The organism is Acidovorax sp. GW835-FHT14B10, from assembly GCF_058793725.1.
Genome location: NZ_JBXAGC010000020.1, coordinates 25,890 through 41,855 on the forward strand (window position 1 = coordinate 25,890; position 15,966 = coordinate 41,855).

10 protein-coding genes are annotated in these 15,966 nt (G+C 65.8%); 4 read left to right on the plus strand and 6 right to left on the minus strand.

What is annotated here, in order from left to right; genetic code table 11:
- Positions 1-5: 5 nt before the first annotated feature.
- The 5 genes from AC1Q5S_RS15430 to AC1Q5S_RS15450 all read right to left on the minus strand — a co-directional run bounded on the left by AC1Q5S_RS15430 (position 6) and on the right by AC1Q5S_RS15450 (position 9,341).
- The gene (locus tag AC1Q5S_RS15430; RefSeq protein WP_303837174.1) at positions 6-3,806 is read right to left on the minus strand and encodes a nitrate reductase subunit alpha; all 3,801 of its coding nucleotides are present in this window, start codon (positions 3,804-3,806) and stop codon (positions 6-8) included.
- 30 nt (positions 3,807-3,836) lie between these two features.
- Positions 3,837-5,246 (minus strand): NarK family nitrate/nitrite MFS transporter, encoded by a 1,410-nt coding sequence (locus AC1Q5S_RS15435; protein ID WP_303837176.1) that lies wholly within the window; start codon positions 5,244-5,246, stop codon positions 3,837-3,839.
- Between the two features lie 21 nt (positions 5,247-5,267).
- Positions 5,268-6,560 carry an MFS transporter gene (locus tag AC1Q5S_RS15440; protein ID WP_303837178.1) on the minus strand — a complete coding sequence of 431 codons (1,293 nt, stop codon included), beginning with the start codon at positions 6,558-6,560 and terminating at the stop codon, positions 5,268-5,270.
- 163 nt (positions 6,561-6,723) lie between these two features.
- Positions 6,724-7,425 carry a response regulator gene (locus AC1Q5S_RS15445; protein WP_303837180.1) on the minus strand — a complete coding sequence of 234 codons (702 nt, stop codon included), beginning with the start codon at positions 7,423-7,425 and terminating at the stop codon, positions 6,724-6,726.
- Complete coding sequence (locus AC1Q5S_RS15450) at positions 7,425-9,341, minus strand: type IV pili methyl-accepting chemotaxis transducer N-terminal domain-containing protein (protein WP_303837182.1); 1,917 nt, start codon at positions 9,339-9,341, stop codon at positions 7,425-7,427. The genes AC1Q5S_RS15445 and AC1Q5S_RS15450 overlap by 1 nt, the downstream gene beginning before the upstream one ends.
- Before the next feature lie 72 nt (positions 9,342-9,413).
- Between AC1Q5S_RS15450 and AC1Q5S_RS15455 the strand changes: the two genes are divergently transcribed.
- The 4 genes from AC1Q5S_RS15455 (at position 9,414) to AC1Q5S_RS15470 (ending at position 13,938) form a co-directional block, all read left to right on the plus strand.
- A complete protein-coding gene (locus tag AC1Q5S_RS15455; RefSeq protein ID WP_303837184.1) occupies positions 9,414-10,238 on the plus strand; it encodes a ChaN family lipoprotein in 825 nt (274 codons plus the stop codon).
- Positions 10,239-10,517: 279 nt separating this feature from the next.
- Positions 10,518-11,366: a formyltetrahydrofolate deformylase gene (gene purU / locus AC1Q5S_RS15460; RefSeq protein WP_422202854.1), complete on the plus strand. Its 849-nt coding sequence runs from the start codon at positions 10,518-10,520 to the stop codon at positions 11,364-11,366.
- A gap of 18 nt (positions 11,367-11,384) precedes the next feature.
- Positions 11,385-12,290, plus strand: a complete 906-nt coding sequence (locus tag AC1Q5S_RS15465; RefSeq protein ID WP_092697447.1) for a LysR substrate-binding domain-containing protein — start codon at positions 11,385-11,387, stop codon at positions 12,288-12,290.
- 142 nt (positions 12,291-12,432) lie between these two features.
- The gene (locus tag AC1Q5S_RS15470) at positions 12,433-13,938 is read left to right on the plus strand and encodes an FAD-linked oxidase C-terminal domain-containing protein (RefSeq protein ID WP_422202856.1); all 1,506 of its coding nucleotides are present in this window, start codon (positions 12,433-12,435) and stop codon (positions 13,936-13,938) included.
- Positions 13,939-14,643: 705 nt separating this feature from the next.
- Here the strand turns inward: AC1Q5S_RS15470 and AC1Q5S_RS15475 are convergent.
- The gene (locus AC1Q5S_RS15475; RefSeq protein ID WP_422205539.1) at positions 14,644-15,939 is read right to left on the minus strand and encodes a DUF445 domain-containing protein; all 1,296 of its coding nucleotides are present in this window, start codon (positions 15,937-15,939) and stop codon (positions 14,644-14,646) included.
- Between the last annotated feature and the right edge of the window lie 27 nt (positions 15,940-15,966).

The following is a 15,966-nucleotide window of genomic DNA, read 5'->3' on the forward strand; positions in this document are numbered from 1 at the left end:
CGGCTTCAGGCGTGCGCGCCGGTGTCGGACACTTCGTCGTCCAGCCAGTCCACGCGGTCCATCTTGCGCACCAGCACGAACTCGTCGCGGTTGGTGCCGATGGTTCCGTAGTAGTTGAAGCCGTAGCTGTACTGGGCGTAGCCGCCGATCATGTGGGTGGGCTTGAGCACAATGCGCGTGACCGAGTTGTGGATACCGCCACGGGTTCCGGTGATCTCGGAGCCGGGCGTGTTGATGATCTTCTCTTGCGAGTGGTACATCATCACCATGCCGGGGTTCACACGCTGGCTCACCACCGCGCGGGCCGCAATGGCGCCGTTGGCGTTGAAGAGTTCGACCCAGTCGTTGTCCACGATGCCGGCGCTCTTGGCGTCATCCTCGCTCAGCCACACCACCGATCCCCCCCGGTTCAGCGTGAGCATTATCAGGTTGTCGCTGTACGTGCTGTGGATGCCCCACTTCTGGTGCGGCGTGATGAAGTTCAGCTGGATTTCCTTGTTGCCGTTGGGCTTCTTGCCCTCGACTTCGTGCAGCGTCTTCAAATGCACCGGTGGGCGGTAGCTCACAAAACCTTCACCGAAGTCGCGCATCCACGGGTGGTCCTGGTAGAACTGCTGGCGGCCCGTGAGGGTGCGCCATGGGATGTACTCGTGCACGTTGGTGTAGCCGGCGTTGTAGCTTACCTTCTCGCTCTCCAGCCCCGACCAGGTGGGCGAGCTGATGATCTTGCGCGGCTGCGCCTGGATGTCACGGAAGCGAATCTTCTCGTCCTCGCGGTGCAGCGCCAGGTGCACGTGGTCGCGGCCGGTCTGCTTGCCCAGGGCCTCCCAGGCCTTGCAGGCCACATGGCCGTTGGTTTCGGGGGCCAGCATCATCACCACTTCGGTGGCGTCGATGTCGCTCACGATGCGGGGCATGCCCTGCGTCACGCCCTCTTCCTTCACCCGGCCGTTCAGGTCGCCGAGCTGGCCGACTTCGGTCTGCGTGTTCCAGCCAATGCCCTTGCCGCCGTTGCCCGCCTTGTCCATCAAGGGGCCCAGGGCCGTGAAGCGCTTGTAGAGGTTGGGGTAGTCGCGCTCGACCACCGTGACCTGCGGCGCAGTCTTGCCGGGGATGAGTTCGCACTCGCCCTTCTTCCAGTCGCGCACGCCATAGGGCTGGGCCATTTCGCCGGCCGTGTCGTGCATGATGGGGGTGAGCACCACGTCCTTTTCGACGCCCAGGTGGCCCACGCTGACCTCGCTCACGGCCTTGGCAAAACCCTTGTAGATCTCCCAGTCGCTCTTGGCCTGCCAGGCCGGGTCCACCGCGGTGGACAGCGGATGGATGAAGGGGTGCATGTCGCTGGTGTTGAGGTCGTTCTTCTCGTACCAGGTGGCCGTGGGCAGCACGATGTCGGAGTACAGGCAGGTCGTGCTCATGCGGAAGTCGAGCGTGACCAGCAGGTCGAGCTTGCCTTCGGGCGCATTGGCGTGCCACTGCACTTCTTCGGGCTTGGCTTCGTCCTTGCCCAGGTCCTTGCCCTGCACGCCGTGGGTGGTGCCCAGCAGGTGCTTGAGGAAGTATTCATGCCCCTTGCCCGAAGAGCCCAGGATGTTGGAGCGCCACACGAACATGTTGCGCGGCCAGTTGTCGGGATGGTCAGGGTCTTCGCAGCTCATGGTGAGGTTGCCGTCCTTGAGCGACTGCACCACATAGTCCTTGGCGTCCATGCCTTTGGCTGCGGCGTCCTTGGCGACCTGCATCGGATTGGTCTGGAGCTGGGGCGCAGAAGGCAGCCAGCCCATGCGCTCGGCGCGCACGTTGTAGTCGATCTGGGCGCCGTGGTAGGCGCTGGCGTCGGCCAGGGGCGAGAGGATTTCCTCCATGCCCAGCTTCTCGTAGCGCCACTGGTCGGTATGGGCGTAGAAGAAGCTCGTGCTGTTCATCTGGCGGGGCGGGCGGATCCAGTCGAGTGCAAAGGCCAGCGCCGTCCAGCCGGTCTGGGGCCGCAGCTTTTCCTGGCCCACATAGTGCGCCCAGCCGCCTCCGCTCTGGCCGATGCAGCCGCACAGCATCAGCATGTTGATGATGCCGCGGTAGTTCATGTCGCAGTGGTACCAGTGGTTCATGGCCGCGCCGATGATCACCATGGATTTGCCATGGGTCTTGTCGGCGTTGTCGGCGAACTGGCGCGCCACGGTGATGATCTGGTCGCGCGGCACGCCCGTGATCTTTTCCTGCCATGCGGGGGTGTAGGGGCGGTCCGCGTCGTAGCTGCCGCCGGGCTCTTCACCGGGCAGACCCCGGTCGATGCCGTAGTTGCCGGCCAGCAGGTCGAAGACGGTGGCCACCATCACCCGGCCCTGGGCTTCGTGCCCCGCCAGTTCCAGGTGGGACACAGGCACCCGGCGCACCATCACGTCGCCGCCCTGTTCGTTGGCCGTGAAATTGGGCGTCTGCACGCCGCCAAAGTACGGGAAGGCCACATCGGCCACGTCATAGGCCTGCGCTCCGTCCTCGATCACCGAGAGCTTGAGCTTGACCGTATTGCCGGTGCGCGCTTCCTTGTTCTCCAGGTTCCACAGGCCCTGGTCCGCACGGCCATCGGCGCCCCAGCGGAAACCAATGGAGCCGTTGGGCAGCGTGACCTGGCCCAGTTCGTCGTAGCCCACGGTCTTCCAGTCGGGGTTGTTCGACTGGTCGAGCTGGCCGGGGAAGTCGCTGGCGCGCACATAGCGGTCGGGCACCATCACGGTGCGGCCATCGGGCAGCGTCTTTTCCTTCAACACGACCAGCAGCGGCAGGTCGGTGTAGCGGCGCGCGTAGTCGTCAAAATAGGTGCTGCGGCCCTTGCCGCCGTCCTTGAAGTAGAACTCCTTGAGGATCACATGGCCCATGGCCATGGCCACGGCGGCATCGGTGCCCTGCTTGGGGTGCATCCACAGGTCGCCCAGCTTGGCCACCTCGGAGTAGTCAGGGGTGATGGCCACGACCTTGGTGCCCTTGTAGCGCACCTCGGTCAGGAAGTGGGCATCCGGCGTGCGCGTCTGGGGCACGTTGGAACCCCAGGCAATGATGTACGAGCTGTTGTACCAGTCGGCCGACTCGGGCACGTCGGTCTGCTCGCCCCACACCTGCGGGCTGGAGGGTGGCAGGTCGCAGTACCAGTCGTAGAAGCTCATGCACACGCCGCCGATCAGGCTCAGGTAGCGCGAACCGGCTGCATACGAAATCATCGACATCGCGGGGATGGGCGAGAAACCGATGATGCGGTCGGGGCCGTGCTTCTTGATGGTGTACACGTTGGCGGCGGCAATCATCTGGTTGACTTCGTCCCAGGTGCTGCGCACGAAGCCGCCCAGACCACGCTGCTTTTGCCATTCGCTGCGCGCGGCATTGTTCTCGACGATGCTGGCCCAGGCGTCCACGGGGCTCTTGGCCAGCGCGATGGCGGCACGCCAGTGCTTGAGCAGGCGGCCGCGCACCATGGGGTACTTCACGCGGTTGGCGCTGTACAGGTACCAGCTGTAGCTGGCGCCGCGTGCGCAGCCACGGGGCTCGTGGTTGGGCAGGTCGGGGCGGGTGCGGGGGTAGTCGGTCTGCTGGGTTTCCCAGGTCACGATGCCGCCCTTGACGTAGATCTTCCACGAGCAGGAGCCCGTGCAGTTCACGCCGTGGGTGCTGCGCACGATCTTGTCGTGCGCCCAGCGGTCGCGGTAGGCGTCTTCCCAGGTGCGGTCTTCACCGTTGGTCTCGCCGTGGCCTTGGGCAAAGGTCTCGCGCGGTTGCGAGAAGTACGAAAGTCGATCGAGAAAATGGCTCATCGGGGGCTCCTTGTTCTGTTCAGGGGGTCTTCAGCAAGGCATGGTGGCGTTCTTGCGGGCGTAGTGCCACCAGGTAATCACAATGCAAACGAGGTAGAAAGCAAAGAACGTCCACAGCGCGGCATGGGGGCTGCCCGTCAAGGCAATCGAGCTGCCATAGCTCTTGGGAATGAAGAACCCGCCGTAGGCGGCCATGGCGGCGGTGAAACCCAGCGTGGCGGCGCCCAGGGTGTTGCCTTCCTTGTTGGCGCTGGCCACGGCGGCGGCGTCGTTCTTGTCCACACCACGCATGGCTTCGGTCAGGAAGATCACGGGGATCATGCGGAAGGTGGAGCCGTTGCCGATGCCGGTGGTGAGAAACAGCACCAGGAAGCACACGAAGAAGCCGGCAAACTGGCCTTCGTTGCCTGCCGAGGGAAGGAACACCGTCACACCCACCACGGCCAGCGCCATGACGATGAAGTTCCACAGTGTGACGCGGGCTCCACCGAGCTTGTCGGCCATCCAGCCGCCAAACGGGCGGATCACGGCGCCCACCAGCGGGCCCAGCCAGGCATAGGCCAGCGGGTTGATGCCGGGGAACTGGCTCTTGATGAGCAACGGAAAGCCTGCGGCATAGCCAATGAACGAGCCGAAGGTGCCCAGGTACAGCACACACATCAGCCAGTTGTGCTTGCGCTTGAAGATGGCGGCCTGCGCGGCGAACGAAGCACGCGCATCGGCAATGTCGTTCATGCCGAACCAGGCGGCCAGCGCGGTGATGGCGATCCATGGCACCCAGATGAAGGCGGCGTTCTGCGTCCAGACCTGCACGGTCTGGCCGTTCTTCACGATGGTCTGGCCTTCGCCGCCAAAGATGCCGAAGATGCCGGCCGTCACGACCAGCGGGCTCAGGAACTGCACCACCGAAACGCCCAGATTCCCCAGGCCGGCATTCACACCCAGCGCCGAGCCCTTGCGCTCCTTCGGGAAGAAGAAGCTGATGTTGGCCATGCTGGAGCTGAAGTTGCCACCACCCAGGCCGCACAGCAGCGCCAGGATGAGCATGGTGGGGTAGGCCGTGGTGTTGTCCTGCACGGCAAAGCCGATGCCGATGGCGGGGATCAGCAGCGAGGCGGTGGAGATCGCCGTCCAGCGGCGCCCCCCCACCAGCGGCACCATGAACGAGTAGAAGATGCGCAGCGTGGCGCCCGAAAGCGCGGGCGCTGCCGCCAGCCAGAACAGCTGGTTGGTCGAATACTTGAAGCCCAGGCCCGGCAGGCTCACGGCCACCACGCTCCAGACCTGCCAGATGGCAAAGGCCAGGAACAGCGCGGGCACCGAGATCCAGAGATTGAGCTTGGCGACGGCCTCGCCTTCGCGCTCCCAGAAGGACTTGTCCTCCGGCGTCCAGAGAGTGAGCAGGCGCCCCTGGCGCCCGCTGGTGGTGGTGGCAGACATGGTGAGATTCCTTGAGATAAATCAGCGGACAGCCGCAGGTGCGGTGGCGCCCTGCGAGCCCATGACGGGGGTGCGGCGCACTTCGGTGAAATACATCCAGATCAGCGAGACCCAGACCACGCCATACATCAGCATGAACGCACTGGAGCGGACGCCGGTGAAGTCCATCAGAGCGCCGAACATGATGGGCAGGACGAAGCCGCCCAGCCCCCCCGCCAGACCCACAATGCCGCTGATGGCACCGATGTTTTTCGGATAGTCGTCGCTGATGTACTTGAAGACGCTGGCCTTGCCGAAGGCGAACGCCACGCCCAGCACCCCCATCAGTGCCGTGAACGCATAGACATTCAGGCCGAGGTGGAACGTGGTGGGCCCATTGACCGTGAGGATGGTGAAATCGGTCTGCGGATAGCTCAGCAGGAACAGGCAGATCCAGCTCACCCACATCACCCACCAGGTGACGCTGTGGGCACCGTACTTGTCACTGAGCACACCGCCAATGGCGCGCAGCACGCCGCCCGGCAGCGAGAAGCAGGCCGCCAGCAGCGCTGCCACGCGGATGTCCAGGCCGTATTCACCCACGTAGTACTGCACCATCCACAGCGACAGCGCCACATAGCCGCCAAACACGATGCTGTAGTACTGGCAGTACTTGATGACCTTGGGGTCCTTCAGCGCCCTGAGCTGGTCGGTGAACTTGACGTTGCTGGGCACCAGGTGGGCCGGGTCGCTGTAGCTGAACAGCCAGAACAGCACCAGCGTGCCGAGCATGATGGCGGCGTACACCTGCGGCACCATGGTCCAGCCAAAGGCCACCAACAGCACCGGGGCCACGAACTTGTTCACGGCCGCGCCCGAATTGCCCGCCCCATACACCCCCATCGCCGTGCCCTGCCGATTCCTGGGAAACCAGCGCGCCACATAGGGCGTGCCCACCGAGAACGAGCCACCCGCCAGGCCCACAAACAGGCCGATCGTGAGGAAATGCCAGTACTCGGTGGCATAGCTCATGAGCCAGATGGCCGGCACCGTCAGTGCCATGAGCACGGCCATGACAATCCGCCCGCCAAACCGGTCGGTCCAGATGCCCAGCGGCACGCGCACCAGCGAGCCGGTGAGCACCGGCATGGCCGTGAGCAGGCCGAACTGCGTGGCGCTCAGGTTCAGCATTTTCTTGATGGGAATGCCGATCACCCCGAACATCATCCACACCATGAAGCAGACGGTGAAGGCAAGCGTGCTGACCAGAAGCACGGACCAAGCCTGCCGGGTGCGTTGCGGACTGTCGCCCGCCGAAAGCGCTGCGTTTGCCATGGGTTGTTCCCTCTGTTTCCTGTATGGCACGCATGGTCCCGCGAAGGCAGGGTTTTGCCTATCCCTCTTCAGGACGGGTCAGCACGGCAAAAGGATGATGGGATCGCCGTCCCATCGTTCGAAAGGACTAGTCCCCTGAAACAGGAATGTCGGGGCTTGCGCGCTACCGCTGGCGGTCAGAGGCGTACACGGCGGCCTGCACGCGCGAGCTCAGTCCCAGTTTGCGCAGGATGTGCTGCACATGGATCTTGACGGTGGTTTCGGCAATATCCAGCGCCCGGGCGATTTCCTTGTTGCTGGCGCCCCGTGCAATCTCGCGCAGCACATCTTCCTCGCGTGGTGACAGGGGCGTGCTCTGCGGCGCCACCGCTGGTGTCTTGTCGGACGGCGACGCTGCAAGGGCGCCGTTCACCTCTGGTGCGCCCTGCGACTGGAAAGCAGCCACCAGCTTGCCCATCAACTCCGGGCTGACCACGGGCTCGCCGGCGGCCGCGCGGTGAATGGCCTGCGCCAGCAGATCGCCGTCGATGGTCTTGAGCAGATACCCCTGTGCACCATTGCGCAGCGCGGTGGCCAGATCCTGTGAATCTTCGCTCACGGTGAGCATGAGCACGCGGGAGGCCGGAGACACTTCTCGCAGCCCCTGGATGGCGTCCACCCCGGTCACCCCGGGCAAATGGTTGTCGAGCAGGATCACGTCCGGGCGCAGTGCGGGGGCCAGGCGCATCGCCTGCGCAGCATCGCCCGCCTCGCCCACCACCTGCAGGCGAGGGTCCTGCCCCAGCAAGGCCACCAAGCCCCGGCGAAACAGGTTGTGGTCGTCCACGACGAGCAAGGTCACGGGCGGCAGATTTGGCATAGGCATCAATGAACGAAACGGGCAACAGGCAGCATGGACGGCTCGCGCGGCTCCTGCGCTGCGGACAGGGTGGGAAGCTCGATGCACACGCGCGTGCCCGCACCGGAAGACGAATCGACCTGCACCGCCGCGCCAATGCGCTGCGCGCGCTCGCGCATGATGCCCAGACCGACATGTATGGAGTCGGGCGGCACCGCCCGAACATCAAACCCCACCCCGTTGTCCTGCACTTCGAAGCGCCAGCGGGGATGCCGTTGCACGCGCAACTCCACCCGGGTCGCGCCCGCGTGCTTGCGCACGTTCGACAGGGCTTCCTGCACCATGTGCAGGACCTGGATCTGCACATCGGACGGCAGGGGCAGGCCGTGGCCCGCCATGGTGAGCGCAGTGGCGATGCCGGTCTGGTGCTCGAACTTGGAAAGGGTCGAGCGCAGTGCCGTCTCGATGTCTTCTTCGCTGGTACGTGTGCGAAAGTGCACCAGCAATTCGCGCACATCGGCATAGCACTCGCGCACGCCCACATCGAGCTCGCCCATGCTGCGGTCCCGCGCCACGGTATCGCCCTTGGCCACGGCATCGCGCAGCAGCTGCGTCTGGATCTTGAGGAAAGCCAGCGACTGGGCAATCGAGTCATGCAGCTCGCGCGCCAGCAGGCTGCGCTCCTGCGCCACGGCGGCCTCGCGCTCCAGGGCAGTGGCGCGCAAGCCCTCCATGGCGCTGGCCAGATGGCGCGTCATGGCTTCCAGAAGATCACGCACTTCATCCGTCAGCGCCACCGACGGGCGGAAAAACAGATTGACCTCGCCGAGCACCCGCTGCTGCATCTGTACCGGTATGGCCACCAAGGTCTGGTAGCCGGCATCGCGGCAATGCGGAAACCCCAGCGGAGTGGATGCAATGATCGGTATGACGCGGGTATGTGCCTGGTGCTGCGGCTGGCCGCACATGCAGGTGCCCGTGTGCAGGCAATGCTCCTGTTCGGTCATGGCGTGCGGCATGCCGTCGCCGGCCAGCAGCACATAGCGCTCGTTGGCCTCGTCGGACCAGCGCACTGCGGCCGCATCGGCGCCCGCCACCCGGCGGATCTGCTGCACAAAGCCTTGCGCCAGCGCTTCCAGGGCGGTCGCCGTGGAAGCCAGCGCGCTCACCTCATAAAGCGCCGCCAGGCGCTGGTTCTGCACGGCGATGCTGGCGGTCTTCTCGCGCACCTTTTGCTCCAGGTCCTCGTGCGAGACCTGCAAGGCATGGGCCATCCGGTTGAAGCCCGCCGAAAGCTGGCCAAATTCGTCCTCTTCCTCCAGGGGTAGCCGCACGCCCCACTCACCCTGGCGCAAGCGCGCCAGCGCCTGCTGCAATTGCGCCAGCGGGTTGATCACCAACAGGTAGCTCACCGCCATGAAGGTCACCGCTGCGGCAATCGCCACGGCCATCATGAAGAGTTGAAAGACATGCAACGCGGCCGTCCAGCCCGCGATCTGGATTTCTATGGCCTCGACGAAACCGTCCACCTGCTGCACAAAGCGGTCGGCCTGGGCCAGGGACCGGGCACGGTCCGGCGGCAAGCCCAGGGACCACTCGGTGCGCAAACCCACCCAGGTGGTGCGGATGCTTTCATAGCGTGTCCGCGTGTCCTCCCCCCAAGGCACGAACAGGGGGCGCGAGGGATCGCCCGTGCGCAGCAACTCCAGGCTGGCGTCGAACTGCCGCGCTTGCCTTTGCACCTCTTCGGGGAACGCCGTCTGCTGCACCAGCACCATGCGCAGCATGTGCATGCGCAGGCGCCCGGCCTCGTTGACAGCCGCCGCGCCCCCTTCGAGTTTCCAGGTCACCCACAGCGTCAAGCCGATGGAAGCCAGGGCCACCAGCAGAAAGCCCCCGCCCATGGCCAGCAGTTTGAAGGTCAGCGGGGACTTGGTGCGCATGGGCGCAGTGTAGGAAGAATGGGCAGACTCTGTCTTGACTTAAATCAAGCTGGAGATGCGTAGCATGGCGCCATGCCGTCCACGTTTTCCCACTTTTTGCGGCCTCTGGGAGCCGCTTTCACCGCCCTGGCCCTTGCCGGTTGCGCCAGTTCCCCTGCCGTGGTGCCTGGCGCCTTGTGGCCGGCGCCGCTGGAAGGCGCCGCGCCCACCGACATACTGCTGCTCGGCGAGCAGCATGACGCCCCCGACCACCAGCGGCTGCAACGCGACACGGTGCTGTGGCTGGCAGCGCGCGGCCGGCTGGCGGCCCTGGTGCTGGAAATGGCCGAGCGCGGCCACAGCACCGCAGCACTGCCGCAGGATGCCACCGAGGAGAAGGTACAGGCGGCCCTGCAGTGGCACGACGCCGCCTGGCCCTGGTCTACCTATGGCCCCGTGGTCATGGCCGCCGTGCGTGCCGGGGTGCCCGTGCTGGGGGGCAACCTGCCGCGCAGCGCAATGGCCGTGGCCATGCAGGAAACCCGCTGGGACGGCCACCTGTCCTCCACCGCCCGCCAGCAACTGCTCGATGCGCTGCAGGACGGCCATTGCGGTCTGCTGCCCGCCGCGCGCCTGCCTGCCATGGCCCGCATCCAGATCGCGCGCGACGCCAGCCTGGCCCGCACCGCACAGGAGGCGGTGCGCCCGGACCAGACCGTGCTGCTGGTGGCCGGGGGCGAACATGTGCTGCGCCACCGGGGTATTCCCACCCACTGGCCGCGCAGTTTGACATCCAAAGTGCTTTCAGCGCATACGGATCCGGCGCTAGCAGCTACCAAAACAGGAGTTGATATTGCCATCACCACCGCGCCGCTGCCGCCGCAGGACGCGTGCGCCGTGTTGCGCCCGCAGAAGTAGCCCCCACCGGCACGCCGGCAGGAAAAGCCGTCGGCCCCGCTGTAGCTCACCCCGCCTGTTGGGCCCGCACCAGGGCGGCCAACGCCTCGTCTTGGGCACATCGATGGGAAACTATTGGAACTGCGCCAGCGAGGAATAGCCGGTGCCGCAATCGTCCACCGCCAGCCGCAGGCCCCGTTCGCGCAGACGCCGCAGGTCACCAGCGCCAATGTCCATCGGATGGCGCATGAATCGCTTTCTTCGATCCCCTGCTGGCCTAGCTGCGACAATGTTGCGGCTATGACCAACGCCTATATTCTTACCCTGTCCTGCCCCGACCGCCTGGGGCTGGTGCATGCTGTCTCGGGCTTCCTGGTGGAGCACGGCGGCAACATCGAAGAAGCCGCCCAGTACAACGACCACGCCACCGGCCTGTTCTTCATGCGCGTGCAGTTCGCCTGCGACCTGCACGACCACGCCACTCTCAAGGCCCGCCTGACCAGCTTTGCAGAGCCCCACCAGATGCACTGGACCCTGCATGCGACGGCCACGCCCATGAAAACCGTGCTCCTGGTCAGCAAGGAAGGCCATTGCCTGAACGATCTGCTGTTCCGCTGGAAGAGTGGCCTGCTGCCCATCGACATCCGCGCCATCATCAGCAACCACCGCGACTTCTACCAGCTGGCGGCCAGCTACAACGTGCCGTTCCACCACATCCCGGTGACTGCCGCCACCAAGCCCCAGGCCGAAGCCAGGCAGCTCGAGATCATCGAGGCCGAAGGGGCCGAGCTGGTGGTGCTGGCGCGTTACATGCAGGTACTTTCTCTTGACCTGTGCCAAAAGTTGACGGGCCGGGCCATCAACATCCACCACAGCTTCCTGCCCAGCTTCAAGGGTGCCAAGCCGTACTACCAGGCGCATGACCGGGGCGTGAAGCTCATCGGCGCCACCGCCCACTACGTGACGGCCGACCTGGACGAAGGCCCGATCATCGAGCAGGACGTGGCCCGCGCCGATCACACCGACACGGTGGAAGACCTCACCGCCCGGGGCCGCGACACCGAAAGCCAGGTACTGGCCCGCGCCGTGAAGTGGCACAGCGAGCACCGGGTGCTGCTGAACGGCCACAAGACCGTCATCTTCCGCTGACCGGCCGGCCCAGCACCGATGGCCACCACCGCCCCGTCCTCCTTCCTCAGCAGCGCAGCCCGGCGCATACCGCCCATCCAGTGCCTGCTGACCTTCGAGGCCTTGGCACGCCTGCGCAGCGTGACCCAGACGGCCGACGAGCTGTGCGTGACGCCCAGCGCCGTGAGCCACCGGGTCAAGCAGCTCGAACAGATCCTGGGCGCGCAGCTGTTCGGCCGGGCCGATTTTTCGCTGACCACCGAGGGCAGCGCCTATCTCGCCCATGTGCGCGAGGGGCTTACCGCGCTGCAGCGCTTTCCGGGGCAGGCGACCGCGCCAGGGCGCAGGCGGCTCAAGCTGGCCGTCACGCCCACGTTTGCGCGCGCCATCCTGATCCCGCGCCTGCGCCAGTTCACCGAGGCCTACCCCGAGATCGACCTGGCGCTGCAGGTGTCCATTCCGCTGCTCGATGTGGTGGCCGAGGACGCCGACCTGATGGTGCGCTTTGGCGCCGGCCACTATGCCGATGTCGAGCACGCGGAGATTGCGCGCGACGTGGTCACGCCCCTGGCCTCGCCCGCCTTCGTGCGCGAGCACGGCCCGTTCGACCACCCCGAAGACCTCGAAGGCGTGCCCCTGCTGCGCAGCCCGCTGGAGCCCTGGCGCACCTGGTTTGCCGCCACCGGCCTCGACTGGGCCGAACCCAGCGAAGGCTCGCAGTTCAACGACATCGGTCTGATGTGCGACGGCGCCGCCGCCGGCATGGGGGTGGCATTGGTGCGCCTCAAGCTCGGGGCACCCTGGCTGGAAAACGGCACGCTGGTGCGCCTGTTCGCCACCGACACCGCCAGCCCCCACGCGCACTACCTGTGCTGGCGCACCGGCACCATGGACCGCTGGGAATGTGCTGCCTTTGCGGAGTGGCTGCGCAAAACCATGGCCTGATAAAACTTCAAGCCAAATGAGGCTCTAGCGCTTTATATATAAATGCCAGCAGCTATGGATAGATGAGCAACCCGGTGCTTTTCACAAACACCTGCAGAAAAGCTCACACCCTGGTACCCTGCCATCCCCTACAGTGGCGGCCATGAACACTGGCTCCTCTTCCATCTCGCCGCCCACACCCGCCGAACGCGCCACGCGCCAGGCCGAGGTGGTCCAGGCCCTGGGCCGCGTGGTACCCGCGCACGCCCTGCTCTGGCACAGCGAAGACACCACACCGTATGAATGCGATGGCCTCACCGCCTACCGCCAGCGCCCATTGGTGGTGTGCCTGCCCGAAACGTATGACGAGGTGCAGGCCGTGCTGCAGGTGTGCCATCGGCTGCAGGTGCCGGTGGTGGCGCGCGGTGCGGGCACGGGCCTGTCGGGCGGCGCCATGCCCCACGCCCTGGGCGTGACGATGTCGCTGGCCAAGTTCAACCGCATCCTCGACCTCAACCCGGAAAGCCGCACGGCCATAGTGCAGTGCGGCGTGCGCAACCTGGCGATCAGCGAGGCAGCGGCGCCGTATGGCCTGTACTACGCGCCCGACCCCAGCAGCCAGATCGCCTGCACCATCGGCGGCAACGTGGCCGAGAACTCGGGCGGCGTGCACTGCCTCAAATACGGCCTCACGGTGCACAACGTGCTCAAGGTGAAGGGCTTCACGGTGGAAGGCGATCCCGTGGAATTCGGCAGCGCGGCGCTGGACGCCCCCGGCTACGATCTGCTGGCCGCCGTGATCGGCAGCGAGGGCATGCTGGCCGTGACCACCGAAGTCACCGTCAAGCTCATCCCCAAGCCCCTGCTGGCGCGCTGCATCATGGCCAGCTTTGACGACGTGCGCAAGGCGGGCGATGCGGTGGCCGCCGTGATCGCCGCCGGCATCATCCCCGCCGGCCTGGAGATGATGGACAAACCCATGACCGCCGCCGTGGAAGATTTCGTGCACGCGGGCTACGACCTCACGGCCGAGGCCATCCTGCTGTGCGAGAGCGACGGCACGCCCGAAGAAGTGGAAGAAGAAATCGGCCGCATGAGCGAGGTGCTGCGCGCTGCGGGCGCCACCGCCATCAGCGTGAGCCGCGACGAGGCCGAGCGCCTGCGCTTCTGGAGCGGCCGCAAGAACGCCTTCCCGGCCAGTGGCCGCATCAGCCCCGACTACATGTGCATGGACTCGACCATTCCGAGAAAGCGCCTGGCGGACATCCTGCTGGCCATCCAGGAGATGGAAAAGAAATACCAGCTGCGCTGCGCCAACGTGTTCCACGCGGGCGACGGCAACCTGCACCCACTGATCCTCTTCGATGCGAACGATGCCGACCAGCTGCGCCGCTGCGAGCTGTTTGGCGCCGACATCCTGGAGACCAGCGTGGCCATGGGCGGCACGGTGACGGGCGAACATGGTGTGGGGGTGGAGAAGCTCAACAGCATGTGTGTGCAGTTCTCTGCCGAAGAAAACGCGCAGATGCTGGGGCTCAAGCATGCATTCGACCCGGCAGGATTGCTGAACCCAGGCAAGGTGATTCCTACGCTGAACCGGTGTGCGGAGTACGGGAAGATGCTGGTGCGGGGGGGGCAGATCCAGCACCCGGAGTTGCCGAGGTTTTGAAGGCAGGACGGGGTTTTTGAACGGAATTGGCCTTCAGCGCTTATCCAGCCAGCGCTGGTAGCGATTGGTTTGATAGTTTGTGGTGTGCCTTTGCATGGGGCGGGAGCCGGGGTGTGCGCCCGGCGGCGCAGTGGCTTTCTTTTGCTTCGCCAAAAGAAAGTCACCAAAGAAAAGGCGCCCCTGCAGGCTGCGTCCCTGCGCTTCGCTGCGGGCAACCTGTGGTGCTCGCGTCCAGCGGGGTCTCGCTCGAACTCGCTGCGCTCGGCCCAGCCTGTTCAGCGCGTGGCGCTTGCGCCCGCGAGATGGGGCCGAGCGCAGCGATGGCCCGTGTGGCTGTTGGCTGTTCACCCCCATCTGGCTGCGCCTGCGGCGGGGCGGTTGCGGGGTGGCATGCGCGCCAGTGCGCGCATGCTTCGTCCACTGACTCGCCGTGGCTGTCCGAGCGGCGCGCGCAGCGCAAAGCGAGTTCCACGGCGCACCCCGCAACCGCACCGACGCAGGTTTTCCCCGAAGGGGCCGCAGACGGTGGGTCGCCTTTCTTTGGCTTACTTTTCTTTGGCGAAGCAAAGAAAAGTGAGTCGGCCGCCGGGCCGAGACCCGGCCTCCGCCCTCAGCCAAAGCACACAAACAAACCAGCGCTCAACCCATCGGCAAGCTCAGAACAGGCAAGTTCAGCCCGCACACAACGGGGAAATCTCAAACACCTCAAAAACGAAGCACCGCCCGCCAGATCTCCCCCGCATGCGACACCCCAAACAACACCAGCCCAATCAACCCACCCACCACCGTCCCATTGATCCGGATGTACTGCAGGTCCTTGCCGATGTTCAGCTCGATCAACGCCGTCATCTCCTCGGCATCCCAGCGCCGCACCGTGTCCTCGATGTGCTGCGCAATGAACTGCGACACATCCGGCGCCAGCCCCTGCACCCAGCTTTCCAGCCGCAGGTTGAGCGACTGGCGCAATGCCGCATCACCCGCCAGCGATCGGCCAAACCACGCGCCCATGGCATGCACGTTGCGCGCCACGGCCGAGTGCTCGTCGGCCAGGTCGCGCTGCAGGGCGGCGCGCATGCCCAGCCACAGGTCCTGCACATAGCGGCCCAGCGTGGCATTGGTCTGCAGGTAGCGCCGGATCTCCTCGCCCTTGCGCGCCCAGTCCGGATCGGTCTGCAGCCTGTGCACCAGCCGCTGCACGGCCGCGTCGAACTGTGCGCGCAACTGGTGCTGCGGGTTCTGCGCCACGTCGGCCAGCACGGCCTCGAGCGCGTTGGCGATCATGGCCGAGCCCTTGTCGCCCAGCCAGTCGGTGGGCAGCATTTTTTCCTTGAGCGGATGTTCTTTCTTGAGCCACTGCACGATGGTGGTGGCAATCAGGTGGCGCGTGCCCTCCTCCTGCAGCACCACGATCAGCCGGCCCAGTGCATCGTCAAGCAGCGCCTGGTGGCGCCCGTTGTGGGTGAGCGCCCCCAGCAGCGTGGCCAGGGTGCCCGACAGATCCACCCGCCCGATGAGGGTGCGCGCCGCCTTGCGGATGAAGCGCTCCATCTGCGCATCCTGCACGGTATCGAGGGCGGCGCTGAGCAGCCGCGCCGCCTGCTGGCCCAGCAAGCTGGCGTTGCCCGCATCGCCCAGCCATTGGGCCAGCCGCGCGGCGGGGTCGTGGCGCCGGATGAGCGCCACCAGCGAGGGCGGATCGAGGAAGCGGTCGCGCACAAAGGCCGCCAGGTTGGCGCCAATCCGGTCCTTGTTGCGCGCGATCACCGCCGTGTGCGGGATGGGCAGGCCCAGTGGCCGGCGAAACAGCGCCACCACCGCAAACCAGTCGGCCAGGGCGCCGACCATGGCGGCCTCGGCCATGGCTTTCACGCAGTTCAGCAGCAGACCGCGTTCGACCACGCTGGTGGCGATGAACACGGCGGTCACCAGCAGCAAAAGGCCCAGGGCCTGGCGCTTGGCGCGGCGCAAGGCGAGGACGGCGGGGTTGGGGTCTGGATTCATCCGTGCCAGCCAGCCAACCTCGACCTC

Bases quoted from the DNA above. Each gene is read 5' to 3' on its own strand.
- AC1Q5S_RS15435 (WP_303837176.1), bottom strand. From the start codon at position 5,246: ATGTCTGCCACCACCACCAGCGGGCGCCAGGGGCGCCTGCTCACTCTC.
- AC1Q5S_RS15445 (WP_303837180.1), bottom strand. From the start codon at position 7,425: ATGCCTATGCCAAATCTGCCGCCCGTGACCTTGCTCGTCGTGGACGAC.
- AC1Q5S_RS15430 (WP_303837174.1), bottom strand. From the start codon at position 3,806: ATGAGCCATTTTCTCGATCGACTTTCGTACTTCTCGCAACCGCGCGAG.
- AC1Q5S_RS15465 (WP_092697447.1), top strand. From the start codon at position 11,385: ATGGCCACCACCGCCCCGTCCTCCTTCCTCAGCAGCGCAGCCCGGCGC.
- purU (WP_422202854.1), top strand. From the start codon at position 10,518: ATGACCAACGCCTATATTCTTACCCTGTCCTGCCCCGACCGCCTGGGG.
- AC1Q5S_RS15440 (WP_303837178.1), bottom strand. From the start codon at position 6,560: ATGGCAAACGCAGCGCTTTCGGCGGGCGACAGTCCGCAACGCACCCGG.
- AC1Q5S_RS15470 (WP_422202856.1), top strand. From the start codon at position 12,433: ATGAACACTGGCTCCTCTTCCATCTCGCCGCCCACACCCGCCGAACGC.
- AC1Q5S_RS15455 (WP_303837184.1), top strand. From the start codon at position 9,414: ATGCCGTCCACGTTTTCCCACTTTTTGCGGCCTCTGGGAGCCGCTTTC.
- AC1Q5S_RS15475 (WP_422205539.1), bottom strand. From the start codon at position 15,939: ATGAATCCAGACCCCAACCCCGCCGTCCTCGCCTTGCGCCGCGCCAAG.
- AC1Q5S_RS15450 (WP_303837182.1), bottom strand. From the start codon at position 9,341: ATGCGCACCAAGTCCCCGCTGACCTTCAAACTGCTGGCCATGGGCGGG.